The 25,878-nt window shown below is 66.5% G+C and carries 26 protein-coding genes and 1 tRNA gene; 19 read left to right on the top strand and 8 right to left on the bottom strand.

The window, feature by feature from the left end:
• The first annotated feature begins 4 nt into the window (after positions 1–4).
• Positions 5–976: a CysB family HTH-type transcriptional regulator gene (locus RBT42_RS09015; RefSeq protein ID WP_320364285.1), complete on the top strand. Its 972-nt coding sequence runs from the start codon at positions 5–7 to the stop codon at positions 974–976.
• Here the strand turns inward: RBT42_RS09015 and RBT42_RS09020 are convergent.
• Positions 964–2,955, bottom strand: coding sequence for a hypothetical protein (locus RBT42_RS09020; protein WP_320364287.1), 1,992 nt, complete (start codon positions 2,953–2,955; stop codon positions 964–966). The two genes, RBT42_RS09015 and RBT42_RS09020, sit on opposite strands and share 13 nt — an antisense overlap.
• Positions 2,956–3,233: 278 nt before the next feature.
• On the opposite strand from RBT42_RS09020, the gene RBT42_RS09025 reads away from it, so the two are divergent.
• Positions 3,234–4,007, top strand: coding sequence for an oxepin-CoA hydrolase, alternative type (locus RBT42_RS09025; RefSeq protein ID WP_320364289.1), 774 nt, complete (start codon positions 3,234–3,236; stop codon positions 4,005–4,007).
• A gap of 8 nt (positions 4,008–4,015) precedes the next feature.
• Here RBT42_RS09025 and RBT42_RS09030 read toward each other — a convergent pair whose 3' ends face one another.
• From RBT42_RS09030 to RBT42_RS09040, 3 genes are all read right to left on the bottom strand, one after another.
• A complete protein-coding gene (locus RBT42_RS09030; protein WP_320364290.1) occupies positions 4,016–4,678 on the bottom strand; it encodes a hypothetical protein in 663 nt (220 codons plus the stop codon).
• Positions 4,679–4,710: 32 nt separating this feature from the next.
• Positions 4,711–4,787: transfer RNA gene (locus RBT42_RS09035), tRNA-Arg, on the bottom strand.
• 20 nt (positions 4,788–4,807) lie between these two features.
• Positions 4,808–7,159 carry a heavy metal translocating P-type ATPase gene (locus RBT42_RS09040; protein ID WP_320364292.1) on the bottom strand — a complete coding sequence of 784 codons (2,352 nt, stop codon included), beginning with the start codon at positions 7,157–7,159 and terminating at the stop codon, positions 4,808–4,810.
• A gap of 62 nt (positions 7,160–7,221) precedes the next feature.
• Between RBT42_RS09040 and RBT42_RS09045 the strand changes: the two genes are divergently transcribed.
• The 3 genes from RBT42_RS09045 to RBT42_RS09055 are packed head-to-tail and all read left to right on the top strand — an operon-like array spanning position 7,222 to position 8,548.
• Positions 7,222–7,428 (top strand): heavy-metal-associated domain-containing protein, encoded by a 207-nt coding sequence (locus RBT42_RS09045; protein ID WP_320364294.1) that lies wholly within the window; start codon positions 7,222–7,224, stop codon positions 7,426–7,428.
• Positions 7,428–8,315 carry an alpha/beta hydrolase gene (locus RBT42_RS09050; protein WP_320364296.1) on the top strand — a complete coding sequence of 296 codons (888 nt, stop codon included), beginning with the start codon at positions 7,428–7,430 and terminating at the stop codon, positions 8,313–8,315. Before RBT42_RS09045 ends, RBT42_RS09050 begins: the two co-directional genes overlap by 1 nt.
• The gene (locus RBT42_RS09055; RefSeq protein ID WP_320364298.1) at positions 8,312–8,548 is read left to right on the top strand and encodes a hypothetical protein; all 237 of its coding nucleotides are present in this window, start codon (positions 8,312–8,314) and stop codon (positions 8,546–8,548) included. Before RBT42_RS09050 ends, RBT42_RS09055 begins: the two co-directional genes overlap by 4 nt.
• Positions 8,549–8,578: 30 nt before the next feature.
• On the opposite strand, the gene RBT42_RS09060 is transcribed toward RBT42_RS09055, so the two are convergent.
• The 4 genes from RBT42_RS09060 to RBT42_RS09075 are packed head-to-tail and all read right to left on the bottom strand — an operon-like array spanning position 8,579 to position 13,210.
• Positions 8,579–9,187 carry a DUF2894 domain-containing protein gene (locus RBT42_RS09060; protein ID WP_320364300.1) on the bottom strand — a complete coding sequence of 203 codons (609 nt, stop codon included), beginning with the start codon at positions 9,185–9,187 and terminating at the stop codon, positions 8,579–8,581.
• Positions 9,184–9,870: an OmpA family protein gene (locus tag RBT42_RS09065; RefSeq protein ID WP_320364302.1), complete on the bottom strand. Its 687-nt coding sequence runs from the start codon at positions 9,868–9,870 to the stop codon at positions 9,184–9,186. The genes RBT42_RS09060 and RBT42_RS09065 overlap by 4 nt, the downstream gene beginning before the upstream one ends.
• Positions 9,867–12,377, bottom strand: a complete 2,511-nt coding sequence (locus RBT42_RS09070) for a DUF802 domain-containing protein (RefSeq protein ID WP_320364304.1) — start codon at positions 12,375–12,377, stop codon at positions 9,867–9,869. Before RBT42_RS09070 ends, RBT42_RS09065 begins: the two co-directional genes overlap by 4 nt.
• Complete coding sequence (locus RBT42_RS09075) at positions 12,374–13,210, bottom strand: DUF3348 family protein (RefSeq protein ID WP_320364306.1); 837 nt, start codon at positions 13,208–13,210, stop codon at positions 12,374–12,376. The genes RBT42_RS09070 and RBT42_RS09075 overlap by 4 nt, the downstream gene beginning before the upstream one ends.
• A gap of 198 nt (positions 13,211–13,408) precedes the next feature.
• Here RBT42_RS09075 and RBT42_RS09080 point away from each other — a divergent pair, with 198 nt between their 5' ends.
• From RBT42_RS09080 to RBT42_RS09145, 14 genes are all read left to right on the top strand, one after another.
• Complete coding sequence (locus RBT42_RS09080) at positions 13,409–13,744, top strand: metalloregulator ArsR/SmtB family transcription factor (RefSeq protein WP_320364308.1); 336 nt, start codon at positions 13,409–13,411, stop codon at positions 13,742–13,744.
• 65 nt (positions 13,745–13,809) lie between these two features.
• A complete protein-coding gene (arsD, locus tag RBT42_RS09085; RefSeq protein WP_320364310.1) occupies positions 13,810–14,166 on the top strand; it encodes an arsenite efflux transporter metallochaperone ArsD in 357 nt (118 codons plus the stop codon).
• 18 nt (positions 14,167–14,184) lie between these two features.
• On the top strand, positions 14,185–15,978 hold the full coding sequence (gene arsA, locus RBT42_RS09090; protein ID WP_320364312.1) for an arsenical pump-driving ATPase: 1,794 nt from the start codon (positions 14,185–14,187) through the stop codon (positions 15,976–15,978).
• Position 15,979: 1 nt separating this feature from the next.
• The gene (locus tag RBT42_RS09095) at positions 15,980–16,474 is read left to right on the top strand and encodes an arsenate reductase ArsC (protein ID WP_320364314.1); all 495 of its coding nucleotides are present in this window, start codon (positions 15,980–15,982) and stop codon (positions 16,472–16,474) included.
• 17 nt (positions 16,475–16,491) lie between these two features.
• Positions 16,492–16,995 (top strand): arsenate reductase ArsC, encoded by a 504-nt coding sequence (locus tag RBT42_RS09100; RefSeq protein ID WP_320364316.1) that lies wholly within the window; start codon positions 16,492–16,494, stop codon positions 16,993–16,995.
• A gap of 27 nt (positions 16,996–17,022) precedes the next feature.
• Positions 17,023–18,054 (top strand): ACR3 family arsenite efflux transporter, encoded by a 1,032-nt coding sequence (gene arsB / locus RBT42_RS09105; protein ID WP_320364318.1) that lies wholly within the window; start codon positions 17,023–17,025, stop codon positions 18,052–18,054.
• The gene (arsC, locus tag RBT42_RS09110) at positions 18,051–18,476 is read left to right on the top strand and encodes an arsenate reductase (glutaredoxin) (RefSeq protein WP_320364320.1); all 426 of its coding nucleotides are present in this window, start codon (positions 18,051–18,053) and stop codon (positions 18,474–18,476) included. The genes arsB and arsC overlap by 4 nt, the downstream gene beginning before the upstream one ends.
• Positions 18,469–19,200 (top strand): arsenical resistance protein ArsH, encoded by a 732-nt coding sequence (gene arsH / locus RBT42_RS09115; protein ID WP_413785878.1) that lies wholly within the window; start codon positions 18,469–18,471, stop codon positions 19,198–19,200. The genes arsC and arsH overlap by 8 nt, the downstream gene beginning before the upstream one ends.
• Positions 19,201–19,265: 65 nt before the next feature.
• Complete coding sequence (locus RBT42_RS09120; RefSeq protein ID WP_320364324.1) at positions 19,266–20,711, top strand: permease; 1,446 nt, start codon at positions 19,266–19,268, stop codon at positions 20,709–20,711.
• Positions 20,712–20,742: 31 nt separating this feature from the next.
• A complete protein-coding gene (locus tag RBT42_RS09125; RefSeq protein ID WP_320364326.1) occupies positions 20,743–20,979 on the top strand; it encodes a thioredoxin family protein in 237 nt (78 codons plus the stop codon).
• A 142-nt stretch (positions 20,980–21,121) separates the two neighbouring features.
• Positions 21,122–21,913 carry a PEGA domain-containing protein gene (locus tag RBT42_RS09130; RefSeq protein WP_320364328.1) on the top strand — a complete coding sequence of 264 codons (792 nt, stop codon included), beginning with the start codon at positions 21,122–21,124 and terminating at the stop codon, positions 21,911–21,913.
• Positions 21,914–21,922: 9 nt separating this feature from the next.
• Positions 21,923–22,783: a hypothetical protein gene (locus tag RBT42_RS09135; protein ID WP_320364330.1), complete on the top strand. Its 861-nt coding sequence runs from the start codon at positions 21,923–21,925 to the stop codon at positions 22,781–22,783.
• 42 nt (positions 22,784–22,825) lie between these two features.
• Positions 22,826–23,128, top strand: coding sequence for a monooxygenase (locus RBT42_RS09140; protein WP_320364331.1), 303 nt, complete (start codon positions 22,826–22,828; stop codon positions 23,126–23,128).
• 75 nt (positions 23,129–23,203) lie between these two features.
• Entirely contained in the window at positions 23,204–25,873 is a 2,670-nt protein-coding gene (locus RBT42_RS09145; RefSeq protein WP_320364333.1) for an EAL domain-containing protein, read from the top strand.
• The last annotated feature ends 5 nt before the right edge of the window (positions 25,874–25,878 follow it).

The raw sequence follows: 25,878 nt of genomic DNA on the forward strand, positions 1-25,878 counted from the left end.
CACCATGAACCTGCACCAGTTCAAGTTCGTCCACGAGGCGGCCCGCCGCAACCTCAACCTGACGGAAACCGCCAAGGCCCTGCACACCTCGCAGCCCGGCATCTCCAAGGCCATTCTGGAACTGGAGGAAGAGCTGGGGGTGGACATCTTCGTGCGACACGGCAAGCGCCTCAAGCGGGTGACCGAGCCGGGCCAGCAGGTGCTCAAATCGATCGACGTGATCCTGCGCGAACTGGGCAACCTCAAGCGCATTGGCGAGGAGTACGCCATGCAGGATGCGGGCACCTTGTCGATTGCCACCACGCACACGCAGGCGCGCTATGTGCTGCCAGAACCCGTGGCCGCGCTGCGCAAGAAGTACCCCAAGGTGTCGGTGAGCCTGCACCAGGGCACGCCCGAGCAGGTGGCGCAGATGGTGCTCGACGAGGTGGCTGACATTGGCCTGGCCACCGAGTCTCTCAATGACTTTGCCGAGCTGGTCACCCTGCCCTGCTACGAGTGGCAGCACGTGGCGGTGATGCCGGCCAGCCACCCGCTGGCCTCGGTGCCCCGCCTGACGCTGGAGCACCTGGCGGCCGAGCCGCTGATTTCGTATCACCCGTCCTTCACCGGACGCCGTCGCATCGACCTGGCCTTTGCGCAACGCGGGCTCAAGCCCAATGTGGTGCTGGACGCCATCGACGCGGACGTGATCAAGACCTACACCCGTCTGGGCCTGGGCATTGGCCTGGTGGCCGAGATGGCGGTGAAAGACGACCCGGCCATGAATGCGCCGGGCAGTGAGCTGGTATCTCGCCCGGTGGGCCACCTGTTCGGGCCCAACGTGGCGCGCCTGGCGTTCAAACGCGGCGCCTACATGCGGCAGTTCGTGTTGGCGTTTGCCGAGCTGATCTCGGACCGACTGACCCGCGCCTTGATCATGCAGGCGATCTCGCCGCAAGCCGGCCAGACACCCAGCATCGATTACGGTTTGTGAGCGCCGCTGCCGCTGCGCAGGTCGACGTCCAGCGCTGAGAGGTCGGGCAGGTCGATGTGCTCGACGTCCTGCTCATTGGCCGCCACGCCCTTGTCCGACACCATCACGTCACCGTAAGACGAGCGCGGCTTGTCGGCAGGGGGCAGGTCGTCAAGGTGCAGATCCAGGCTGAGCGTGGGCTGCACGGCAGGGACGGCCTTGATCGGCCGTGTGGCCATCAAGGGCTCCACCGCCTCCTCATGTGCCGCCAGATCGAAGGGAGCAGGTTCCTTGTGGGTACGCAACCCGCTGGCCAGCAGGTCAACGCTGGGCCGCTCACCGACCTCGCGCTCGGACAGGTCACGGGCCACGGCATAGAGGAACAGCAGTTCACGGTAGGCCGGCAACTCGAAGGTGTCGGCTTCGTTCTCCGGATGGGTCAGGGACTTCTCCAGAACCTCCATCGCCTTGGCCGGCACCGGCCACAGCGTCTGCAGACGCTCGACCACCCCAGGGTAGTCGACCAGCTCATGCCCATGCTGCAGGTCGGCATCCCAGGCGGGGGCGTGGGCGTTGAAGCGCTGGTTGAAGGCAGCCTGGATGCGTTCGTAATCCGCCCGTTTGCCCAGGCGCTGGTAAATCTCGAGCAGTTTCAGGAAGGGCAGGGGACTGGCCGACACCGCATGAACGTGCGACTCCAGCAGGTCCAGCGCCGCGTCGTCCTGACCGAGCACCACGAAGAAATCGGCCTGCTGCTCCAGGTCAATCAACTCTTCCACCGAAACTTCACGCGTCGCCTCCAACGCGGTTTGGCGCGCCGGTGTCGCTGGCGGCGCCGGCGGTGTCACAGCCTTCGTGGCCAGACGTGGAGACGCGGCTGCGGCGGGGGCGCCAGCCGCAGCGTGCACCGAGGCGCGTTCGATGTCGGACTTCGGCGGCTCGGCCTTCACCGGTTGGGGTGGAACCGCGACAACGGGCGCGGGAGAGGGCGTTGCCGGTGGTGACACCGCTGCGGGCGCCTCGCCTTGAGGCTCCTGCATCTGCGACTGCCACCAGGCCGCTTCTTCCTGTTGGCGGCGGCGCAGCTTCATGAACAGCGCCACGCACAGGCCGAGACCCACCAGGGCCAAGGCCCCCACGAGGTACAGCAGCCACGAGCCCTCACGTTGCACAGCCGCCTGGGCACGCTGCGCGGGCGAGTTAGATGCGTCGGTGCGGGGCTGGGACGCCTGCAACTGCAGTTGCGCCAGCATTTGCTCTTGCGCGATCAGCTTTTGGCGGTCACGCGCGATGTCCTCGGGCGAGAGGTTCATGGCCTGCCACAGCGCCGCGGCCGCCGCGCGACGCGCTTGCACCTCGGGCGAGGCCGGCTCGTCGGTGCCGCCCACACTCGACACGGTGCCCAGCGAGCCAGACATGCGCAAATCGGGGCGTGTGGCTGCGTCGGCCTCGACCGGGTCGAGCACCAGGCGCTCGGCTGCCGCCGCCTTTGGCGTCAGGGACAGGCTGGTGCGAGGCGATGCCACCGCATCGGCCTCGGTGACAGGGCGAACCGCGGGCGCCTGCACAACGCCCCGAGACTTCTTCTGGGTGGAGCCGGTCGTGCTGGCCTTGCGCTTGGCCGTCTCGCGGCTGGGGGGCGTCGAGGCCGCATCACCAGCGCGCGAGCCACTCCCCTCCAGGGAGGCGGGTGAGTGACCAACCAGGGGGATGATGACGGGCGGGGTGACCGGACTGACCGGCTGTGTCATGCCCGGCGGATCGGCCAGCGCCACAAACTGGCGGTTGATCTTGGCCTGGCAACCTGCCGTCAGCTCGTAGGTGACGATGGGCTCGGTGATGGGGGTTGTGGTGCGCACCTGCACCGTGGCCTCGCGGCTGCTGCCACCGACCAGAGAGACCTGAACCTGAGAGGGCGAGAGCCTGCTTTCGCCGTAGTGCACCTCGACCTGGACACAGTCGGCCTCGAGCGTTTCGCCAGCTTCGAGGCGAAGCGGCACGCTGACCCGCAATGGTTCGCCAAGGATCGCGCGACTGACTGGACGCCCGAAGCCCATGCCGTGGGAGTTCCCAGACGCCAAGACGAGCGTCGCACCAGCAAGTGCTGCGGCCGATACCCGCTTAATGTTGTTCATCTCGGTGCATCATGAGGCCTAAGAATTCACTCTAGCATGAACATCCTGTGACACTCATCACGGGAAGCCCTTTAGTGGGGCGCCCCCCACACCCGAAACCTGCGGGGTATTTACCCCGATGACCGCCCTTCTCAAAGAATCCCATGAGCACTGAACTGCAAACCGAGCGCCACAGCGACACCCTGGTGATGACCTTGTCGGGGCCGGCCACGCGCAATGCCCTGTCGCCCCAGGTATATGCCGCGGGGGTGGAGATCCTCAGCATGGCCGAGTCCAGCCCGGATGTGCGCGCGGTGGTGATCACCGGCGCGGGCGGTCACTTCTGCGGTGGCGGGGATCTGCAGCGCCTGGCGCACAACCGGGCGCACGATCTGGCGGCACAGGCCGGCAACATGGACGCGTTTCACCAGTGGATCGAGGCGCTGCGTGCCTTCCCCAAGCCGGTGATCGCTGCCGTGGAGGGCGTGGCCGCTGGCGGCGGGGTGTCGGTGGCGCTGGCCTGTGACCTGATTGTGGCGGGCGAGAACAGCCGCTTTCTGACGGCGTACAGCAAGGTTGCGCTGTCACCGGACGGCGGCGCAAGCTGGCACCTGGCGCGCGCCCTGGGCCGCAGCCGCGCCTTGGCCCTGCTGTGGCTGGGTGACACACAGACGGCCCAACAGTGGGCTCAGTACGGTCTGGTACACCAGGTCGTGCCGGCAGGCACGGTGCTGGACGAGGCGCTGAAGCTGGCCGACCGGCTGGGCGAATTGGCGCCCGATGTGCTGGCCAGCATCAAGGAATTGGTGAACGATGCGTCACAGCCTTTGCGTCCGCACCTCGACCAGGAAAAGCACCATTTCCTGATCAACCTCAGCAAACCGGCGGCCGGTCAGGCCATGGAGGCGTTTCTGAGCGGCCGTCAGCGCAAGGGCTGAGTGGCCACTCAGGCCACCAGGCGCGCCACCACCTTCAGGCGCGCCGCCAGCTTGGCGAACAGGGCACTGACCAGGGCCAACTGGGCTTTCTCAATGGGTTGCCCGCCCATGCGCGCCGTCAAGATGCCGCGATTGAGGGTGAGCACCAGCACGAGGGCGTCCGACCACCAGGAGGTGGCGGCCTCTTCCAGCGCCTGCACGGTCTCCGCATCCAACCAGTGGGTCATCACCGTTTCGGCGTTGGCAAACAGGGCAAAACGCCGCGACAAGACCGAGTCATCGGGCAGGCGCACATGCGGGTGCATGGCCAGCCAGCGCATTTCGTCGGGCAGCGTGTTGTCAATCTGCGTCTGCATGGCGTTGGTGAAACGGCTGAAGACGTCCGACTCCAGCGTCTGGGCCAGCACCTTGGTGACCAGGATCATCTGCACGTCACCGGGGATGCCGGTGTCGGCGCGAAAGCGCAGTTCCTTGCCGATGATGTAGGGGCGTTGCGAGTTGCCCCACTCGGCCCGCCAGCCCGCAGCCGCCTCGACGACATGCCCGCCACCGGTCTTGCCCTTGACGTGCTTGAAGGCGTGCCCTTCGGCCTTGGCCCATGCGAGGAGCACACGGGCATCTTCCGATTCGACGTGATCGGGATCGATCAAACGCTTGAGGGCATCAAACATGGAGTCAGATCCTGATGTGGGGTGAAGGGATCTGGCCTGCCAGGAGGGAGTCGAACCCCCGACCGCCCGCTTAGAAGGCGGGTGCTCTATCCAACTGAGCTACTGGCAGCCTGAACCCGCGAGTTTACGTCATGCACGCCAGCGCGACAGCAGCAAGGCGTTGCTCACGACACTGACGCTGCTCAAGGCCATGGCGGCCCCGGCCAGCATGGGGTTGAGGCCACCGAACGCCGCCAGCGGAATGCCGATGATGTTGTAGCCAAAGGCCCACGCCAGGTTTTGCCAGATCTTGGCGGAGGTCCGGCGCGAGATGTCGAGGGCGGCGGGCACCAGGGTCGGGTCGCCGCGCATCAAGGTGATGCCTGCGGCGTTCAAGGCCACGTCGGCGCCGCCCTGCGGGTTGGCCATGGCCATGCCGACATCGGCCGCGGCCAGCGCAGGTGCATCGTTGATGCCATCGCCCACCATGGCCACCACCTGACGTTCACCGCCCTGCCCGGCTTGCAGGCGCGCGATGTGATCGGCCTTGTCGCCAGGCAAGACTTCGGCAATGACCTGCTGGATGCCCAACTGACGGCCGATGTGCTCCGCAGCGCTGCGGTTGTCGCCCGAGATCATCACGGTGCGCACGCCGAGTTCGTGCAGCCGCTGGACCGCCACGGCGGCTTCGGGCTTGAGTTCGTCACCAAAGGCCATGAGGGCCACGACCTGCCAGGACGCGTCGGCGCTGGCAGCGGTTTGGGCGCGCCCTTCAGATGCCTGGCCTTGCCGCAGCAACCACGACACGGTGTGACCCTGTCCGTGCCAGGCGTCCAGCTTGTCCGACCACGGGCTCAGGCTCGCGTTGGGGCACAACTCGCTCATCCAGCGGGTGCTGCCCAGGGCCCAGGCGTGGGTAGTGCCTTCACTGGGAGCGATCACACCCTGGATGCCGCGCCCCGCGACGGTCTGCAGTGCGCTCACCGCCGGCAAGCCCAGGCTCAGACGCTGCGCCTCATCCAGCACGGCTCGGGCCAGAGGGTGTTCGCTGCCGGTCTGCAGGGCCGCTGCCACTTGCAGGGCCCGCGTGCGGTCCAGACCGATGGCTTCGGCCACCTGCCAATCGACCAGCCTCGGGCGCCCTTGCGTGAGCGTGCCGGTTTTGTCGAACGCGACCACCTGCACGCGGTGCGCCACTTCCAGCGCCTCGGGGTCTTTGATGAGGATGCCATGACGGGCTGCCGCGCCGGTGCCCGCCATGATGGCCGCGGGCGTGGCCAGGCCAAGTGCACAGGGGCAGGCGATGACCAGCACGGCCACCGCGCGGATCAGTGCCACTTCGCCACCCAGGCCTGCCCACCACCAACCCAGGCCGGTCAGCAAGGCGATGAGCAGCACGGTGGGCACGAACACCGCCGATACGCGATCGACCACGCGCTGGATGGGTGCCTTGACGGCCTGCGCCTCGACCACACGGCGGATGATGTGTGCCAGCATGGTCTGACCACCGACGGCGGTGACACGCATCAGCAGGCGCGACTCGGTATTGATGGCGCCACCGGTGAGCGGTGAGCCCGGGGCCTTGCTCACCGGCAGGGGCTCCCCCGTCAGCAGGGATTCGTCCACGTGACCGCTGCCCTCGATCACCACGCCATCGGTGGGGATGCGCTCGCCGGGGCGCACGATCAGGATGTCGCCGACCAGCACCTGTTTGAGCGGGACCTCGACCTCGCCCTGGGGCCCCTGGCGGTGCACGGTGTCGGGTCGCAGGGACTGGAGGGCGCGGATCGCGGCGGTGGTCTGGCGCTTGGCGCGTGCCTCCAGGGCCTTGCCCAGCAGCACCAGGGTGATCACGACAGCGGCCGACTCGAAATACAGATCGGGTGCGGTGTGCGCGGCATGTGGGTCGGTGCTGTGGCTGTGGCGCCACCACAACCACATCGACAGGCCCCAGGCGGCCGAGGTGCCGAGCGCGACCAACTGGTCCATGTTGCCGCTGCCCGCCTTGAGGGCCGCCCAGCCGGCCTTGTAGAAACGCGCGCCCAGCAGGAACTGAACCGGGGTGGCCAGGGCGAACTGCACCCAGGCCGGCCAGAAGTGATGGGCGCCCCACAGCATGGGCAGCACCAGCGGCAAGCTGGCCACAGAACCCAGCAGCACCGCCCCCCAGACGCCCCACCAAGGCACGACCTCTTCCACCACTGCGTCGTCGGCGTGCTGGACCTGGGCGTGATACCCCGCGCGCTCGATGGCGGCGAGCAGGGTGTCGGTCTGGGCCGCCGCTTGGGCTTGGTCCAGCGGCTCCACCCACTGAACGGTGGCCATCTCGGTGGCGAAGTTGACCTGGGCTTGGGCCACGCCCGGCACTTTATTGAGTGCACGCTCGACCCGTGCCACGCAGGCGGCGCAGGTCATGCCGCGCACGGCCAGCTGCACCGCGTGGTCAGGAGAGGTCGCCGCCCCCTCTGGCGGCACGGGCGGAGAAACTTCGGAGGCAGGCATGGCGCAGAGATCGGCTTCACTTCACAATGGCATCAGTATCACCTCTTGAAAGGATCACGGCCATGACAACCCCTGCCACCTATCAACTGCATGTCACCGGCATGAGCTGTCAGCACTGTGTCAAGGCCATCACGCAAGCGGTGCAAGACCAGGATGGCGAAGCCCAGGTGACGGTGGACTTGCCACAGGGGCTGGTGACCGTGCAGACCGTGCTCGGCGAGGAGGCGGTGCGCGAGATCATCCGCGAAGAAGGCTACGGCGTTGCCTGATGGACGCGCCGCTGCACGCCTCTGAGCTGAACGCCTGCGGCATCCGCACCCGCGTGTTGCAAGGTGGCGGGAACCTGCGCGCCACCGAGGCGGTGGTATTCGTCCATGGCAACCCCGGCTCTGGCGAAGACTGGTCTGAGCTGATGCGCCGCGTGGCGCCGCATGGGCGGGTGGTGGCGGTGGACATGCCCGGCTTTGGCAAGGCCGACAAGCCGGCGAACTACCCCTATTCGGTCGAGGGCGGCGCCACCTTTCTGGGCGAGGCCTTGAAGCAGCTCGGCGTCAGTCGGGCCCATCTGGTGCTGCACGATTTCGGGGGGCCTTGGGGGCTGATGTGGGCGGCCATGTCGCCGCTGTCGGTGGGCAGCCTCACGCTGATCAACACGGGTGTGCTGCTGGGCTACCGCTGGCACACGATGGCCCGCATCTGGCGCACCCCCATTCTGGGCGAGTTGCAGCAGTGGCTGACGAACCGCGCCGGCTTCAAATGGGCCTTGCGCAGGGGCTCACCGCGTGGTTTGCCTGATGCGTTTTTGGACCGGATGTACGACGATCTTGACGCGGGCACGCGCCGCGCAATCCTCAAGCTGTATCGCGCGACGTCCGAGCCGGGCCAACGCGCCGAGTTGCTGGCGCGGTTGCTGCGGCCGCATGGCTGGCCCACGCTGGTGGTCTGGGGCGCGGCCGACCCGTATCTGCCCGTGACACTGGCCGAGCAGCAAAAGGACGTGTTTGCTCAAGCCGAAGTGGCGCTGTTGCCAGACAGTGGTCACTTCCCGTTTGCCGACAACCCGGAAGGGGTGGCGCAGGCGGTGGTGCCCTTTCTGGCGCGACAGCTCCAAGGCGCGCAGACCGCCTTCTCCCCCTCAAGGAACGAACACGCATGAGCAAGGACCGAGACAGTCAGTGGCAGCAGCAGAAAACCGATGAGGTCTCGACCTTCGAGGCGTCTGGCTTCACGCACTCGAGCACCTTGGACTCGCGCTCGCATGAGAGCCCGCGGCGTCAGCGACGGTCTTCGCGTCGCGCTCAGCCCCGAGCGTCGTGGGTGCTGGTGTTGATCCTGATGGTGCTGTTGGCGGGCGTGGCGGTGTTGAAAGTCATCACCTACCTGACCTGAGGCAGGCTGCGTTTTAACCCCATCCAGGGATCACTTTTTCGCTCGTACAGCGCGCTTGGGCTTGCTGTCTTTCAGCGCCGTTTGCTGGTTGATCTGATCCAGCCAGAGCAAGGTGTCCATCTGCGCGAGAAAATGGCCCAGGTAATCGGGTGAGAGGCTGCGCATGAGGGCGAGCGAGCGCAGCATGAGCCGGTGGGAATTGAGCGGGCCGGCGTTGTCCGGGCCGCGGTCGATGGCCTGCGCCACCTGCTGGTCTGCTGCGATCTTGGTCCAGACGTTGCTGAAGCCACGCACGCTTTTCAGGTCGTTGGCGTTGCCGCCGTCTTCCGGGTCGACATCGGGCGCCTGCGTGCGATCGTGGATGTAGCGGTTCAGCCGGGTCAGCGGTGCGGCGTGTGCCGAGGGCATCCTGGGTGTGGCTGCGGGTCCGCCTGAAACCGCCCCACCGGATGACGTGACCTGGGCCACACGCTGAGCGTAATCGTGCAGCGCGGCTTGCAAACGCTCGCTCAACAACTGGCGCACGGCCTCGGGCTGGGTGGCCAAGCGGCGTTCCAGCACTTCCAGGTAATGGAAGCGGGCCGGGTCGTGGTGATCGGCTCCTGCTTCGCGCAGCGCGGCCAGGGTGGGATCGCTCATGGCTTGGCAGACGAGGTGGTGACTGCTTGGGATGCCGTTGGGGGCGTGGCTTGGGGCGCCGTTTGCGGCACCGGTGCCATTTCGACGCGCCGGTTGAGTGCCCTGCCCTTTTCATCGGTGTTGGGCGCCACGGGCTGTTCGGCGCCGAAGGCGGCCGCAAAGACCTGGGACGAGGGCATACCGGCGTCGATCAGGGCGCGGGTCACCGTCAAGGCGCGCTGGGCCGACAGCTCCAGGTTGTCGGCAAAGCGGCGGTTGCCGTCGCGCAGCAGGGTGTCGTCGGTGAAGCCGCTGACCATCAGCATTTCCTGGCGTTCGCCCAGGTAGACGCGCAGGGGCTGCACGAGGCTTTGGAGCAACTGGCGACCGTCGGCACGCAACTGGTCCGAGCCGGTGTCAAACAGGACGCTGCCGCTGATGCCGATGCGGCCGTCGTTGAGGGTGACGCGGCCGCTGGCCAGCGGGCCGGCCAGGGCGTGCTCCAGGGCGATGCGACGCTGCTCTTCCTGCTGGCGCTTTTCGACCTCCTGCTTGAGGCTGCTCACCAGGTCCATCTGCACCACGAGCATGCCCACCAGGATCAGGACGAAGGCGCCCAGCAGGCCAGACATGAGGTCACCGAACACGGCCCAGACTGGGGCCGTCTGCTCGATGGCGTCGTCCCGGTCTTCCGGGTCCATCATCGGGCGCCCCCTTCAGCGGATGCCAGGGCCTTGCCGTGCAGGCGGCGCAGGTCTTCGACGATGCCCTGCTGCGAGCTGATGCTGAGATCGATCACCTCACGGGCCTGCGCCACGTAGTAGGCAAGCTGCTCGTCGCTGCGAGTGAGGGACTGGCCGATGGCGCTTTCGATGCCCTGCAGGCTGCTCACCAGCTTGTCGCTGGTCTCGCTGAACAGGTTGACGCCATGCGCGAAAGACTCGCCCAGGCTGGACAGCTCGACGGCGCTGGCGGCCACGCGGGCGGCTACCTCGTCGACCTGACCGGCTTGCTGGCTGAGGGCGTTCGTGAACTGGGCCCCGGCCTCGTGCAGCACGGTGGTGGCCGATTGGACCATGGACTCGATGGCCGCGCGCTGCTGACCGGTGGCGTCGTTGACGGACTGCAGCAAGGTGCCGAGCTGGGCCATCATGGCGGTGCGTTCGGACAGGGCGAGGTTGTCGCGCTCGCTGATCTGCGCCATGTCGCGACGCAGTTGCACGATGACCTCGGCGGCGGCCTGCGGCACTTCGGAGGCGGTTTGCAGCAGGCGGTTGAGCGGCGCTTCCAGCGCGGTGCCCAGGGTGGCGAGGTGCTGGCCCACGGCGGCTTGGAGGGTGTCCAGGCGCTCGACGGCGGCGCGGCCGCGTTGCGCTTCTTCGTCGCGCAAGGCCTGCAGCTCGGTGCGCCAGAGGGTGCTCAGCTGGTCCATGCGCTCGCCTTGCGAGGCGATCCACGCTTGCTCGGAGGCCAGGCGGGCGCGCACCAGCTCTTCCGACTGGCTCAGCAGCTGGGTCACGCTGGCCAGGGTCTGGCTGACGTGCTGGCTGGCGCGCTCGGTGATCTGGCCGGCGGCGCTCTCCAGCGTCTGGCAGACAGTCTGCTGTTGGACCAGCGTCTGGCTGCCGACGCGTTGCCATTCGGCGGCCAGCGTGGCGGCGGTGCTGTCCATGGTCTGCTGCCATGCGGCCAGGCGTTGCTGGTCGGCCGTGGTTTGCGCCGCTTGTGCTTGCGCAGCACTGTCCTGCAGCGAGGTCAACACTTCGCGGGCACGCTGTGCAAAGGTGTCGGTGAAGCCCTGCAGGGCGCGGTCGAGGCCACCCACCAGGTTCTCGTTGGCCTGGGTCTGGCTGTGCTGAGCGGTCGTCCAGCTGGCGGCCACCTGCGCGGCCTGTTCGCGGATCTGCGCTGAAGCCGCTTCCAGCGCCTGGCACACGGCCTGTTGCTGGCGCACCGTCTGAGCGCCCGCCTGCTGCCATTCGGCGGCGAGCGTTGTCGCCAGGGTGGCCATCGTGCCTTGCCATTCGCTCAGGCGCTGCTGGTCGGCGGCCGCCTGGGTGGCCTGAGCCTGCGTAGTGGCGTCTTGCTGCGCCAGCAGCACAGCGGCGGCGCGCTGCTCGAAGGCATGGGCGAAGGCTTGCAGGGCGCCATCGAGCCCGGTCAGCAGTTGCTGCTGGGTGTGGTTCTGGGTCTGCAGGGACGAGGTCCAGGTGTCGGCCACCTGGCGGGCGGTGCCCTCCCACTGCGCGCTCAGGCCGTTGAGCTGAGCCTGGGTGGCGTCGATCAGGCGCAGGTGCGTCCGCTGCGATTCCTGCGCGATCTCGCTCATGGCGGTCTCGACCACGGGCTTGAGCGTTTCCCCGGCGACGCGGGCGCTGGCGGTGAGACTGTCTTGCAAGGCGGTGCCCACGCGCTGGGCCAGGTCGGTGTAGGCGGTGGCGGCTTCGCGATGGAAGGCCTGCTGCTGGGCCAGCAGTTGAGCGTCGAGCTGTTCGCTGCGGCGCTCCAGGCTCGTCATCAGCGCCTGCAAGCGGTCGACGAGCACCGGCATGGCGTCGGCCTGGGCCTGCAGGGCTTTGAAGGTCGCGTCACGCTGGTGTGCGCCAGACAGCGGGCGCAGGGTGGTGGCAATGTGGGCGTCGAGCTGGCGCACGACCTCAATGCGCTCACGGCGGGTCATGGCCGACAGGAGGCCCAGCAAGGCGGACGCGGCCACGCCGGCCACCGAGGTGCCGAAGGCCAGGCCCAGGCCCTTGATCGGCGCGGCCAGGGCGGCACGGATGGCTTCGAGGTTGGCGGAGCCTTCGAGCGCGAACACCGCCCCCTTGAAGGTAACGACCATGCCCAGGAAGGTGCCCAGCATGCCGAGCATGACCAGCAGGCCAACCAGATACGGTGTGAGCGCCGGGCCGGGCATGGCCACGCGCTGGCCTTCGATGCGCAGGCGCACGGGGTGCTGCAGGCTGGGGTGCAGGCGGCCGAGCCAGGCGCTCAGGTCGGTCAGCTCAGACGGGATCTGGGACAGCGCCTCGCGCAAGCTGGTGGTGGCCGCACGGAAACGTCGCAACTCCAGGGCCCCCAGGATGTAAACGCCGCCGATCACGGCGGTCATGGTCAGGGCCATCCAGCTCGCCCCGACAAAGCCCCAGCCCACCCAGCCGACGGCCACGAGTCCGATGATGAAGATGACGGTCATCATGAATTTGTTCATTGTGATTCGCTGTTCTCGCTGTGTTCTGCTTGTTCTGGGGGGGCGGCTTGCGGGCTTGGCGCATCGGTGGCGTTCTGGGCGGCCTCCATCAGGCCCACCACGGGCTGCAGGCGTTGCTGTAACTCGGCCAGCATCATGTCGCGCATGTCGTGCTCGAAGGCGGCGATCCAGCCGCCGGCCTGACGCCAGCGGATGGGGTCGTCGTCAACCCCCTGCCCCGCGATGGCCTGCTGATGGTGCTGGCGCCAGTGCTCCAGGCGCCGCTCCAGGTACACCGGCACGCTGGCCCACAGCTTTTGCTCGCGGGGGCCCAGCATCTGCTCCATGACGGCATCCAGGGCCACCAGTTGGCGCAAGGCCGGCGAGCCTTTGGACAGCATCTGGCGCACCTGGGCACGCAGGGCCCCCACGGCGGTTTCCATCTGCTTTTGCAGGCCCAGGTAGCGCTGGTAATGCGGCGCGTACTTGGACTCGGTGCGGGCGTCGTCTTCTTCCAGCGTGTGCAGCAGGGTGCGGGGTGCGGCGGGCAGCGCGGGGCGCGCCGGTGTCACCTTGGCGGTGATCAGGGCGGTCAGATCGGCCTTGACCTGATTGACCTGCCGGGCCACCACGCTGGCGTCCACTGCCTGGCCGCGCAACTTGGTCTGAGCGGGATAGGACGCGATGGTCTGCAGCGCGCCATCGAGCTTGACGGCATCGAAGGCGCTCAGCCAATGGCCGAGCCGCTCTGCCACGTCATAGCGCGCCGACTCACCATCCACCTGCGCCCATTCCTGGAGCAAGCGGACCAGCCGTGAACTGCCGAGACGGTGCTGCAAATCCTGTCCTTCCATGCCACGCGCAGGGGTGGCGGCCTTGGTGTGAATCCATTTCCGTACGAGGCACCTGACAACAGGCCCCGCCGGCGGGCGAAACCGCGTATTTTCGTTCAGGACGGAGGCCGTGCCGCCCCATGAGTGTGCGGAGGCGCTGTGACAGCGCATTCGGGGCGGCATCTTCCATTAATTCAACAATCATTGTATAGTTGATGTATGGAACAACGCACTGCCATCACTGTCTTCGAATCCCTGTCCTCCGGGGTCCGCCTGGATGTGTTCCGCCTGCTGGTTCGCATGGGCCAGGAAGGCATGGTCGCAGGGGACATCGCCACCACGCTGGAGGTGCCCCCCACCAACCTGTCGTTTCATTTGAAGGCGCTGACCCACGCTGGGCTGGTCACGGCCACCCAGGAGGGGCGCTTTCAGCGCTACCGCGCCAACCTCACCCTCATGTCGGAGCTGATCGCCTACCTGACGGAAGAGTGCTGCGCAGGGCAAACCGAGTTGTGCCTACCGGTCGATCCGCAGGCGATCTGCAAGTCGTGCTGACAGATTCCCTCCTCAGAGAAGTTCGTCATTTTGCCCATCATTTTGATAATTCAAGGAGTTTGAAAATGAAGTCGATTCAAGTGTTTGACCCGGCCCTGTGCTGCAGCTCCGGTGTGTGCGGGGTCGAGGTCGATCAGGCGCTCGTGAGCTTCGCGGCCGACTTCGATTGGGCCCGTCAGAACGGCGCCCAGATCGAACGCTTCAATCTGGCCCAGCAGCCACTGACCTTTGCCGAGACGCAAGCCGTCAAGCAGTTTCTGGAACTGTCTGGCCAAGAAGGCCTGCCGCTGACCCTGGTCGATGGCCAGATCGCGCTGGCCGGCCGCTACCCCTCGCGCGACGACCTGGCCCGCTGGGCCGGCATCACGACCAACGCCGCGCCGGCGGCAGGCGGGTGCTGCGCAGGCAGCCGTTGCTGCTGAGTGAGACCGGAGCACGCCATGCAGTTTCTGGATCAGCCACCGCGCTTCCTCTTCTTCACGGGCAAGGGGGGCGTGGGCAAGACCTCGCTGGCCTGCGCCACGGCCGTGCGCCTGGCCGAGGCCGGGCACCGTGTGCTGCTGGTGAGCACCGACCCGGCGTCCAACATCGGCCAGGTGTTTGGTGTCCAGATTGGCAATCACATCACCGCCCTCCCCGCCGTGGCGCGGCTGTCGGCGTTGGAGATCGACCCGCAGGCCGCAGCGCAGCTTTACCGCGACCGCATCGTGGGACCGGTGCGCGGCGTGCTGCCAGATCCCGTGGTGAAAAGCATCGAAGAGCAACTCTCGGGCGCCTGCACCACCGAGATCGCTGCGTTTGACGAGTTCACCGGCCTGCTGGTGGCGTCGCCCCTGACCCAGGACTTCGATCACATCGTGTTTGACACGGCGCCGACCGGACACACGATCCGCCTGCTGCAACTGCCGGGGGCATGGAGCGGTTTTCTGGAAGCAGGCAAAGGGGACGCCTCGTGCCTGGGCCCGCTGGCCGGATTGGAGAAACAGCGCACGCTGTACAAGGCGGCGGTCGAGGCCCTGGCTGACCCCAGCCGGACGCGACTGGTGCTGGTGGCCCGCGCCCAAGGCGGCGCCTTGCGCGAAGCGGCCCGCACGCACGACGAACTGGCCGCCATCGGCCTGACACGGCAGCATCTGGTCATCAACGGCCTGATGCCCGCCGGCGAAGGTGAGTACGATGCGCTGGCCGCCGCGATCCAGGCGCGCGAGGCCGCAGCACTGGCGGAGCTGCCCCCATCGTTGCGCGACTTGCCGCGCGATGACATCGCGCTCCAGCCCTTCAATCTGGTCGGTCTGGACGCCCTGAAACGCCTGCTGTCCGACGCAGCCCCTGCCCCCGTCGACACCGCGTCCGTGGTCTTGCCAGAAGTTGACCAGGCTGCGCGCCTGTCATCCCTGGTGGACGACATCGCCCAGGACGGACACGGCCTGATCATGCTGATGGGCAAAGGCGGTGTGGGCAAGACCACGCTGGCGGCTACCGTGGCGGTCGAACTGGCCCACCGGGGATTGCCCGTACACCTGACCACCTCCGACCCGGCTGCGCACCTGACCGAAACCCTGCAAGGCAGCTTGGACAACCTGACCGTGAGCCGGATCGACCCGCACGAGGTCACCGAGCGCTATCGCCAGCAGGTGCTGGCCACCAAGGGCGTCAAGCTGGACGCGCAAGGCCGCGCCATGCTGGAGGAAGACCTGCGCTCGCCCTGCACCGAGGAGATCGCCGTCTTCCAGGCCTTCTCGCGCATCATCCGCGAGGCGGGCAAGAAGTTCGTGGTGATGGACACCGCGCCCACCGGGCACACCTTGTTGCTGCTGGACGCCACCGGCTCCTACCACCGCGACATCGTGCGCCAGATGGGCGACACGAACGTGCACTTCACCACGCCGATGATGCAGTTGCAGGACCCAAAGCAGACCAAGGTGCTGATCGTGACCCTGGCGGAAACCACCCCGGTGCGGGAAGCCGCCAACCTGCAGGCCGACCTGCGCCGCGCCGGCATCGTGCCCTGGGCCTGGGTCGTCAACAACTGCGTGGCCGCCACCCAGCCGCAATCGGCCCTACTCCAGCAGCGCGCCCACAACGAGCTGCGCGAGATCGACTTGATTCGCACCCAACACGCGCAGCGCCACGCCATCGTGCCCCTGCAACAGCAAGAGCCGGTGGGCGTACAGCGCCTGCTGGCCTTGTCTGAACTTTCTCCCCTTCCCGAACCCACCCCTTCCGGAGCCTGACATGGCTGACAAGATCTACAACGTGCTCTTCGTGTGCACGGGCAACTCCGCCCGCTCCATCATGGCCGAGAGCCTGCTCAACGGCCTGGCGCCCCACCGCTTCACCGCCTGGTCGGCCGGCAGCCAGCCCAAGGGCGAGGTGCACCCCCTGGCCCTGCAGGTGTTGACCCACCTGAACCTGCCGCACGAAGGTCTGCGCAGCAAGAGCTGGAACGAGTTCGCCGGCCCCGATGCCCCGCCGCTCGACTTCGTGTTCACCGTCTGCGACAACGCCGCCGGCGAAGTCTGCCCTGTGTGGCCCGGCCAGCCCATCACGGCCCACTGGGGCGTGTACGACCCCGCAGCGGTCACCGGCACCCCGGCACAGCAACAGCACGCGTTCGAAGAGGTCGCCCAGATCCTCAAACGCCGCATCGACTTGATGCTGTCACTGCCCGCTGAAAAGCTGGCCTCCCTGTCCATCCAGGCCGACCTCCAGGCCATCGGCAAACTCTGACGCGCACACGCCCCACCATGACCACCCACGTCCTGATCCTCTGCACCCACAACTCGGCCCGCAGCGTGCTGTCCGAAGGCATGCTCAACCACCTCGCCGCCCAGCTGGGCAAGGATGTGAAGGCGCACAGCGCTGGCAGCGCGCCCAGCGGTCGCCTCAACCCCTTCGCCATCGAAGCCCTGAACCGCGCCGGCATCGACACCTCGGCCTACCGCAGCAAGAGCTGGGACGAGTTCACCACGCCCGACGCGCCCCCGCTGTCCATCGTCATCACGGTGTGCGACAGCGCCGCGGCCGAAACCTGCCCGGTGTTTTTCGGCGGCCACGGCCACCCGGTCAAGGTGCACTGGGGCTACCCCGACCCGTCCAACGCCGAAGGTGGCGACGAAGGCAAGCGCCGCGCCTTCGAGCTGACCCGCCAGGCCATTGGCTACAAGATGCTGCAACTGCTGGCCCTGCCGCTGGATGCGATGCCCCGCGACGCCCTGCAAGCCGCGCTCGACGACATCGCACGCAGCTGAACCGCACACAACACGGAGTTTTCCAAAATGGGATTGTTTGAACGTTATCTGACCGTGTGGGTGGCCCTGGGCATCCTCGCGGGTGTGGGCCTGGGCCTCTTGAGCCCCGATGCCTTCCAGGCGATTGCGGCACTGGAATATGCCCAGGTCAACCTGGTCGTGGCCGTGTTCATCTGGGTGATGATCTACCCGATGATGATCCAGATCGACTGGGGTGCCGTCAAAGACGTGGGCAAGAAGCCGCAAGGTCTGATCCTGACACTGGTCGTCAACTGGCTGATCAAGCCCTTCACGATGGCCGCCCTGGGCGTGCTGTTCTTCCAGTACGTCTTTGCGCCCTGGGTCGATCCGCAATCGGCCAGCGAGTACATCGCCGGCATGATCCTGCTGGGCGTGGCCCCCTGCACCGCCATGGTGTTCGTGTGGAGCCAGCTGGTCAAGGGCGATGCCAACTACACGCTGGTGCAGGTGTCGGTGAACGACCTGATCATGGTGGTGGCCTTTGCGCCGATTGCCGCCTTCCTGCTGGGCGTCACCAACGTGACCGTGCCTTGGGAAACGCTGGTGCTGTCCACCGTGCTGTATGTGGTGCTGCCCCTGATCGCCGGCATGGCCACCCGCCATGCGCTGGCCCGCCGCTCCAGCCACGCCGTGGCCGATTTCACAGCCAAGCTCAAGCCCTGGTCCATCGTGGGCCTGATCGCCACCGTGGTCCTGCTGTTCGGCTTTCAGGCAGGCACCATCGTGGCCAAGCCGGGCGTGATCCTGCTGATCGCCATTCCGCTCACCCTGCAGACCTACGGCATCTTCGCCATCAGCTACCTGGCCGCACGCTGGATGAAGCTGCCGCACAACGTGGGTGGCCCGGCCTGCCTGATCGGCACCTCCAACTTCTTCGAGCTGGCCGTGGCCGTGGCCATCTCGCTGTTCGGCCTGAACTCGGGCGCCGCGCTGGCCACGGTGGTGGGCGTCCTGGTGGAAGTGCCGGTGATGTTGTCACTGGTGGCCATGGTCAACCGCAGCAGGGGCTGGTACGAACAAGGACAATGCGCAGCATGAGCGACACCATCATCTATCACAACCCCAAGTGCGGCACCTCCCGCAACACCCTGGCCCTGATCCGCAATGCAGGCATCGAGCCGCAGGTGATCTTGTATCTGGAGACCCCGCCCAGCCGCGATCAACTGGTGAAGCTGATCGCCGACTGCGGCCTGAGCGTGCGCGAAGTGCTGCGCGCCAAGGGCGACCTGTATGAGGAACTCGGCCTGGCCGATCCGAAATGGACGGACGACGAGTTGCTGGACTTCATGGTGGCCCACCCCATCCTGATCAACCGCCCCATCGTGGTCACGCCCAAGGGCACCGCCCTGTGCCGCCCGTCCGAGAAGGTGCTCGACATCTTGCACCAGCCTCAGCAAGGCGCCTTCAGCAAGGAAGACGGCGAGGTGGTGATCGATGCACAGGGACAACGCCGTGTCTGAGCCGTCTGCCGCTCTGCCCGACCTGCCCCAGGTCGCAGCGGAACACTTCCGTGTGCCCGACCCGGCGCTGCTGCGCCCTGCCCAGCCGTCCACGCACGCGCCACGCATCCTGATGCTCTACGGCTCGCTGCGTGAGCGCGCCTTCAGCCGCCTGCTGACCGAAGAAGCGGCGCGCCTTCTGCGGGCGATGGGGGCCGAGGTCAAGATCTTCAACCCCAGCGGCCTGCCACTGCCCGATGACGCGCCCGAGTCCCACCCCAAAGTGGCCGAGTTGCGCGAGCTGAGCCAGTGGTGCGAAGGCATGGTCTGGTGCTCCCCCGAGCGCCACGGCGCCATGACCGGCATCATGAAGGCGCAGATCGACTGGATCCCGCTGAGCGTGGGCGCAGTGCGGCCCACCCAAGGCAAGACGCTTGCCGTGATGCAGGTTTGCGGCGGCTCGCAGTCCTTCAACGCCGTCAACCAGATGCGGGTGCTGGGCCGCTGGATGCGGATGATCACGATCCCCAACCAGTCCTCGGTGGCCAAGGCCTTCATGGAGTTCGATGACAACGATCGCATGAAGCCCTCCAGCTACCACGACCGGGTGGTGGATGTGATGGAGGAACTGGTCAAGTTCACCCTGCTCACGCGCGACATCAGCCCTTACCTGGTGGACCGCTACAGCGAGCGCAAGGAGAGTGCCGAAGCCCTGATGAAACGGGTGAACCTGCGCTCGATCTGAACGCCACCCCAGGGGGCACCGAGGACTAGAATGAAAGCTTCGGAGTTCCCTGTTCAGGGTGACACATGGAACTGTTGCTGACACTGCTCCACGGCGGCGCCGGAAGCCTGGCGTCCTACCTGGCGGCGCATGTGTTGCTGTGTCTGCTGCCGGCCTTCTTCATCGCCGGCGCCATGGCGGCGCTCATCCCGAAAGCCAGCATCACGCGCTGGCTGGGTCGGCATGCCCCCGCTTATGTTTCCTACCCCGCCGCGGCACTGGCGGGCTCTCTGATTGCAGTCTGTTCCTGCACCATCGTGCCGCTGTTCGCTGGCATCTACCGCAAGGGGGCTGGCATCGGTCCGGCGGTCACCTTCCTGTTCTTCGCGCCGGCGGGCAACATCATGGCGCTGGCCTACACCGGCAGCATCCTGGGCGTGGAGTTCGCGCTCGCCCGCTTGGTGCTGTGCCTGCTGTTCGGCATCGGCATCGGCCTGCTGATGGCGCAGATCTTCTGGCAAGACGATGCCCAGCACGACAGTGAAACAGACACGCTGTTCGCCGACCAGGCCACCATTGCCCCGGCGGCACTGGGTGTGCTGCTGTCCTTGGTGGCGCTGCTGATTGCGGGCACCCTCAAGCTGTGGCCGCTCACAGCCACGTTCGCCAGCATCGAACTGCCCGTGTCTGGGGCCCAAGCCTGGCAAGCCACGCTGTTCAACTGGCTGCCGTTTGATGCCAGCAAGGGCGAAGAAGGGGTGAGCCTGCAAGGCTCGATTCTGATCGGCTTGCTGATACTGATCAGCGCGACGTCCTGGCAGGGCCTGGAAGACATCATCGAAGGCGCCAACCGCTGGACGTGGACGGCACTGGGTTTGGCGGCCCTCACCTTGCTGGTGGCCTCGCTTCAATTGACCCCCACTGCGGGCGGCCTGCAGGTGGGCCTCACCGGGCGGGTCATCGGTGTGGCGCTGGCGATGGGCGCCACCTGGCACTTCGCACGGCAGTTGCCGGCCGACGACTGGCGGGGCTGGCTGTGGGAGGCCTGGCGCTTCGTCAAACAGATCTTCCTGTTGCTGGTCGTGGGGGTGTTCATCGTCGGCATGGTGCGCGAAATCATCCGCCCCGAGTGGATCGAGGCCCTGGCTGGCAGCAACACTGTGCTCGCCAATGCCGTCGCCGTCGGATTCGGCGTGTTCATGTACTTCCCCACGCTGGTGGAGGTGCCGGTGGCCCGGATGTTCCTGGACCTGGGCATGCACCCGGGCCCCCTGCTCGCCTACCTGATGGCCGACCCGGAACTCAGTCTGCAAAGCATGTTGATGGTGGCGGCCGTGATCGGACGCCGCAAGACCGCGGGCTACGTGAGTCTGGTGGCCCTGTTCAGCGTGTGCGCCGGCTTGACTTTTGGCACCTGGGTCGATGGCGCGCGCTGGACCGCCGCGGCCCTGGCCGCCGGCATCTTCCTCACCGTGCTGCTGATTTCGATGGCCTGGTTGCGTTGGCGTCCGCCCACGCCCAGCGAAAGCTGACCCCCTTCACGTTCAACCACAAGGAGCATCCATGCTGACCGTCAAAATTCTGGGATCGGGTTGCGCAAACTGCAAGAAACTCGAAGCCGTTGCGCGTGAAGCCGCAGCGCAGGCAGGCGTGAAGGCCGAGTTCCTCAAGGTGACCGACATGAACGACATCCTCTCCTTCAATGTCATGTCGACCCCAGCGCTGGTCATCAACGACAAAGTGGTCAGCAGCGGCCGCATCCCCAGTCTGGCCGACATCCAGAAGTGGCTGACGGCCTGACGCCTTCCGCGTAGCCATCCACAGCGATCGGCACTCGACCACGAGTGTGACGGACTGCGCACGTCAGCCGTCTGCCATCGACCCCGTGCATGTTAGGCTGAGGAGCGTTGCCCCCACCGACATCCCCACGCAGGAGACGAACATGCACAGCCCCCTCGTCCACCCCTCACAGCGCCAACGCGTCACCCTCCGCGGACTCTGTCTGGCGATCCCTGTGCTCCTCGCGGCCTGTGCTGCCCCGGACCCGGCCGACTACCAACCGCCGGTCCAACCCACCATCACCATCAACACCATCCCTGGCGGGGCGGACGTGTCGATCCAGGGCAATTACGTTGGGGTAAGCCCTCTGGCCGTGCCAGCGCCCAGTGACTACCGGAGCAACGAGCCCTGGCGCATTGAGGTGCGCCTGCCGGGCTACGAGCCCAAGACCGTGGCGCTGGGCAACTACCACCCGCCGGTCGATGAGGTGCTGACGCGGATGGTCGAATCTGCCACCATGATTTACCGCGCCCCGGTGGGCACCAAGACCATCCCGGCCTACTACACCCTGCCCGATCGCATCGACATCAAGCTCTACCCATTGCCTGGCACCAAGGTCCCGGCGGCCACACAGGCGCCGACGAGCACGGCCCCCCTGCCCGCAGGTGTGAGTGCGCAGCCCGGCGCAGCAGCCCCGGCCGCGGTCGCCCGACCGACCTCCACCTATCAGGCCAAACGCTCTTACAGCAATGGCGACACCTACGTTGGCGAGTTCCGCGGCGGGATGCTCAACGGCAAGGGCGTGTACCAGTTCGCCAATGGCAACCGCTACGAGGGTGAGTTCCGCGACAACCACATCCAGGGGAATGGCACGTTCAAGTGCGCCAATGGCAAGGTCATTCCCGGCCCCTTCGACAAGCTGCAGCCCCTGGGTCTGGTCATGAAGTGCGATTGACGGTTTGCCATGGCCCACCCTCATGCTCCTCATCCGTTGCCACAGACAGCAGCCGACCGTGAACCCACGCAGCCTGCGCGGCGCAGGTGTCTGAAGCAGGGCATCGGCACCGCTGCGTTGATCGGGCTGTCGTGGGCGACACCCGCCTGTGCCGACTGGGCGGATGACGTCACGACGATCACCAAGTACGCCACCCGTGGCAACTTCCTGGCAGCTGAAGAGTTCGCCACGCAGAGCCTGAACCGAGGGCCCGGCGGGTTGCTGTTTGCAGGCACCGGCACCCTGATCATTCACCATTGGCGAGGCCGACTGCGTCTGCTGGGTGGCGACACCCAAGGGGCCATCGCCGACGCCGACAAGATCATCCAGGCCGACTCCTCGTTTCTGTCGCCCGACGCCGGTTACGCCCTCCGAGCCATGGCCAAAGCCGTGGCACGCGATGCCAGCGGCTGCGAAGCAGACTTCCAGCAGGCGATGGACTTGGCCAGCAAGGCGTCATATGCGCGTTTCCGCGTCTTCGGTGCCAAGGGTGAGCGTGCCACTGCACGCCTGCTGCTCAACGACTTCGCTGGGGCCTTGCAAGACCTCGACGAGGCCATCGACGGTGACCACGACACCCGGATGATGGCCACGCAGGTGCAAATCAAGAAAACCGCCTGGACGCATCTGCGCCAAGCCATTCCTTCTCTGGAGACCGGCGATCTGGCGCAGGCCTCGATCCCGATTCGCGCCGCGGTGGACGTTTTGCAGCAAGCATCCGCACAGCATCTGGGCAGTGACTTCCTGACCCCACAATTGCTGCTGATGCAAATCGAACTGTGGGAGGCCGAGCGTCAAGCCACCCAGGCTGCGCCGGCCACGGCCCCCTGATGGCCTCGGCCTTCTTCCCACTCCGGAGTGAAAGACACCACCATGCCTTACCTGCTGCAAGTTGACTTCCCGTACCAAGGCCCCTGGGGCGAAGAGATGGCCACAGCCATGTCCGGCCTGGCCCAATCCATCGCCCAGGAACCCGGACTGATATGGAAAATCTGGACCGAGAATCAGGCGGCCCAGGAAGCCGGTGGCATCTACCTCTTTCAAGACCAGCCCAGTGCCGAAGGCTACCTGGCCATGCACACCCAGCGCCTGAAGAGCTTTGGGGTGCCCCAGGTCAACGGCAAGATCTTCGCCGTCAACGACACCCTTTCACGCATCGACCGTGCCCCCTTGTGAGCATGCCCGCTTCCTGGGCATCGCGTCTGCAATACGCTTGACACCCCTTCACGCCCCGGACAGCCTCACTTGAACATGTCGGCAGCCCTACGCATCAGCCTGATCTACCTGCTGTTGGCCAGCGCCTGGATCTGGCTGTCGGACTCGTTCGCCCACCTGCTGCCCATCCCCGCCGGCTGGTCGGCTGACGTTCAAACCCTCAAGGGGGAGCTGTTCGTGGTGCTCACGGCGGCGCTGCTGTTCTGGCTGATCCGCAAAGAAGAGCGCCGCCAGCACGAGCTGCAGATGGAGCTGCGCCAGACACGCGCCCGTCTGGAACACTTCGTGGACGTCAGCCCCGCGGTGATCTATGTGTTTGAAGCCCAGGACGCCGGCCCCAGGCTGAAACTGTCCTACCTCAGTGCGAACATCGAACGCCTGACCGGCTTCACCACCGCCGAGTTCTACCAGCAACCCGCGCTCGCACTCGACCGTCTGCACCCCGAGGACCAGGCCCCTTTGCGAGCGCAGCTGCGACGCGCCGTCAACGACGGCACCGAACTCTGTCTCCAGTACCGCTGGCGGCACCGCGACGGCCAGTACCGCTGGATCGAAGACCGCGCCACACTCAACCGCAACCCCGTGACCGGCAAGGCCGAGCTCGTGGGCAACTGGCGCGACATCAGCCAGGCCAAGCAAGACGAGCTGTTGCTGCAAGCCGCCGAAGAACGCTGGCGCTTCGCCATCGATGGCAGCGAGATCGGGCTGTGGGACTGGAACGTGCCCGACAAGACCGTGTTCTTCTCCACCCGCTGGAAAACCATGCTCGGCCATGAAGACAGCGAGGTCGGCAACGCACTGTCGGAATGGTCGTCACGCGTCCACCCGGACGACCTGCCCGCCGTTCAGGCCGATGTCCAGCGCTTGCTGACCACCCCAGACGCCCCATACAGCAACGAGCACCGCGTCCGTTGCAAGGACGGCAGCTACATCTGGATTCTGGACCGCGGCAAGGTGGTCGAGCGCAATGAACGCGGTGAAGCCGTGCGCGTGATCGGCACCCACACCGACCTGAGCGCCCTCAAGCAGCGCGAGGCCGCCCTCGACCTGCACGCCGGCATGTTCATGAACAGCCTGGAGGGCATCGTGATCTGCGGCCCGGATCAGCGCATCGAGTCCGTCAACCGCACCTTCAGCGACATCACCGGCTACACCGCCGAGGAAGCCGTCGGGCATCCGCCCTCCTTCCTCAGCTCAGGCCGCCATGACGCCGACTTCTACCGGCAGATGTGGCAGCAGATTGAACAAACCGGGCGCTGGCAAGGCGAAATCTGGAACCGCCGCAAGAGCGGCGAGCTCTACATCGAGTGGCTCACCATCAACGTCGACCACGCACCGGATGGCAGCGTGCGCCACTACTACGCCATCTTCAGCGACATCAGCGAGCGCAAGGCCACGGAAGAAAAGATCCGGCACATCAGCCAGCACGACACGCTGACCAACCTGCCCAACCAGTCGGTGCTGCGAGACCGGCTGGGCCTCGCGCTCGCGCATGCGCAGCGCAGCCAGGAGCCCCTCGCCGTCCTGTTCATGGACCTGGACCGCTTCAAGATCATCAACGACTCGCTCGGTCCCACCGCAGCCGACGCGCTGCTGGTCGAGGTGGCGCACCGCCTGACCCAGACCGTGCGGCACCAGGACACGGTGTCACGCCAGGGCGGCGACGAGTTCACCTTGCTGCTGCCCGAAGTGGATGCCGCCGATGCCGCCCACGTGGCCCAGAAGCTGCTCACGTGCTTTGCCGAGCCCTTCCATGTGTCTGGCCAGCAACTGGTGGTGACCCCGTCCATCGGCATTGCGGTCTACCCCACCGACGGCCACGAGGTCGACACCCTGCTGCAAGCCAGCGACATGGCGATGTACCGCGCCAAGAGCGACGGCGGCAACACCTTCCGCTTCCATACGGCCGACATGCACCAGCGCGTGAGCAAGACGCTGCGCCTGGAAAACGATCTGCGCAAGGCCTTGCGGCAGGGTGAGTTGCTGCTGCACTTCCAGCCCCAGGTGTCGTTCACCACAGGACGGGTGGTGGGCTGTGAGGCCCTGGTGCGCTGGCAGCATCCGGAAACCGGCCTGATGCCCCCGGCCGAGTTCATCCCGGTGGCCGAAGACAGCGGCCTCATCGTGCCCATTGGGGACTGGGTGCTGTACGCGGCCACCCGACAGTGCCGCGCCTGGCAGCTCGCGGGGCTGCAGGACCTGGTGGTGGCCATCAACGTCTCAACCGTGCAGTTCCGTCAGGAGGACTTTGCCCAGTCGGTGCAACACGCGCTCACGGCGGCCAACCTGGAGCCGCGCTTCCTGGAAGTCGAAATCACCGAAAGCGTGATGGCCGACAACCCGGAGCGTGCCATTCGCACGATCCGCCAGTTGCATGACCTCGGGGTTCAGCTGTCGATCGACGACTTTGGCACGGGCTACTCCTCGTTCTCCTACCTCAAGCGCTTCAAGATCCACAAGCTCAAGATCGACCAGAGCTTTGTGCGCGACCTGAACACCGACGGCAACAGCGCCTCCATCGCCCAGGCCATCATCTCCATGGCCCACAGCCTGGGCCTGTCCGTGATCGCCGAAGGCGTGGAAACACCCGACCAAGCGCAATGGCTGGCCACCCACCACTGCGACGAGGCCCAGGGCTACCTGTACGCCCGCCCCATGCCGGTCGATCAGTTCGAGACCTGGCTGGGGCAGTTCAAGGCGCGCTGAGGCCT

Source organism: Aquabacterium sp. (assembly GCF_034003525.1).
Taxonomy (GTDB): Bacteria; Pseudomonadota; Gammaproteobacteria; order Burkholderiales; family Burkholderiaceae_C; genus Aquabacterium.

Bases quoted from the DNA above. Each gene is read 5' to 3' on its own strand.
- RBT42_RS09015 (WP_320364285.1), top strand. From the start codon at position 5: ATGAACCTGCACCAGTTCAAGTTCGTCCACGAGGCGGCCCGCCGCAAC.
- arsA (WP_320364312.1), top strand. From the start codon at position 14,185: ATGCAGTTTCTGGATCAGCCACCGCGCTTCCTCTTCTTCACGGGCAAG.
- RBT42_RS09025 (WP_320364289.1), top strand. From the start codon at position 3,234: ATGAGCACTGAACTGCAAACCGAGCGCCACAGCGACACCCTGGTGATG.
- RBT42_RS09140 (WP_320364331.1), top strand. From the start codon at position 22,826: ATGCCTTACCTGCTGCAAGTTGACTTCCCGTACCAAGGCCCCTGGGGC.
- RBT42_RS09135 (WP_320364330.1), top strand. From the start codon at position 21,923: ATGGCCCACCCTCATGCTCCTCATCCGTTGCCACAGACAGCAGCCGAC.
- RBT42_RS09065 (WP_320364302.1), bottom strand. From the start codon at position 9,870: ATGATGGACCCGGAAGACCGGGACGACGCCATCGAGCAGACGGCCCCA.
- RBT42_RS09120 (WP_320364324.1), top strand. From the start codon at position 19,266: ATGGAACTGTTGCTGACACTGCTCCACGGCGGCGCCGGAAGCCTGGCG.
- RBT42_RS09100 (WP_320364316.1), top strand. From the start codon at position 16,492: ATGACCACCCACGTCCTGATCCTCTGCACCCACAACTCGGCCCGCAGC.
- RBT42_RS09075 (WP_320364306.1), bottom strand. From the start codon at position 13,210: ATGGAAGGACAGGATTTGCAGCACCGTCTCGGCAGTTCACGGCTGGTC.
- RBT42_RS09145 (WP_320364333.1), top strand. From the start codon at position 23,204: ATGTCGGCAGCCCTACGCATCAGCCTGATCTACCTGCTGTTGGCCAGC.
- RBT42_RS09050 (WP_320364296.1), top strand. From the start codon at position 7,428: ATGGACGCGCCGCTGCACGCCTCTGAGCTGAACGCCTGCGGCATCCGC.
- RBT42_RS09125 (WP_320364326.1), top strand. From the start codon at position 20,743: ATGCTGACCGTCAAAATTCTGGGATCGGGTTGCGCAAACTGCAAGAAA.
- arsD (WP_320364310.1), top strand. From the start codon at position 13,810: ATGAAGTCGATTCAAGTGTTTGACCCGGCCCTGTGCTGCAGCTCCGGT.
- arsC (WP_320364320.1), top strand. From the start codon at position 18,051: ATGAGCGACACCATCATCTATCACAACCCCAAGTGCGGCACCTCCCGC.
- RBT42_RS09095 (WP_320364314.1), top strand. From the start codon at position 15,980: ATGGCTGACAAGATCTACAACGTGCTCTTCGTGTGCACGGGCAACTCC.
- RBT42_RS09030 (WP_320364290.1), bottom strand. From the start codon at position 4,678: ATGTTTGATGCCCTCAAGCGTTTGATCGATCCCGATCACGTCGAATCG.
- arsB (WP_320364318.1), top strand. From the start codon at position 17,023: ATGGGATTGTTTGAACGTTATCTGACCGTGTGGGTGGCCCTGGGCATC.
- RBT42_RS09070 (WP_320364304.1), bottom strand. From the start codon at position 12,377: ATGAACAAATTCATGATGACCGTCATCTTCATCATCGGACTCGTGGCC.
- RBT42_RS09045 (WP_320364294.1), top strand. From the start codon at position 7,222: ATGACAACCCCTGCCACCTATCAACTGCATGTCACCGGCATGAGCTGT.
- RBT42_RS09130 (WP_320364328.1), top strand. From the start codon at position 21,122: ATGCACAGCCCCCTCGTCCACCCCTCACAGCGCCAACGCGTCACCCTC.
- RBT42_RS09055 (WP_320364298.1), top strand. From the start codon at position 8,312: ATGAGCAAGGACCGAGACAGTCAGTGGCAGCAGCAGAAAACCGATGAG.
- RBT42_RS09080 (WP_320364308.1), top strand. From the start codon at position 13,409: ATGGAACAACGCACTGCCATCACTGTCTTCGAATCCCTGTCCTCCGGG.
- RBT42_RS09040 (WP_320364292.1), bottom strand. From the start codon at position 7,159: ATGCCTGCCTCCGAAGTTTCTCCGCCCGTGCCGCCAGAGGGGGCGGCG.
- RBT42_RS09060 (WP_320364300.1), bottom strand. From the start codon at position 9,187: ATGAGCGATCCCACCCTGGCCGCGCTGCGCGAAGCAGGAGCCGATCAC.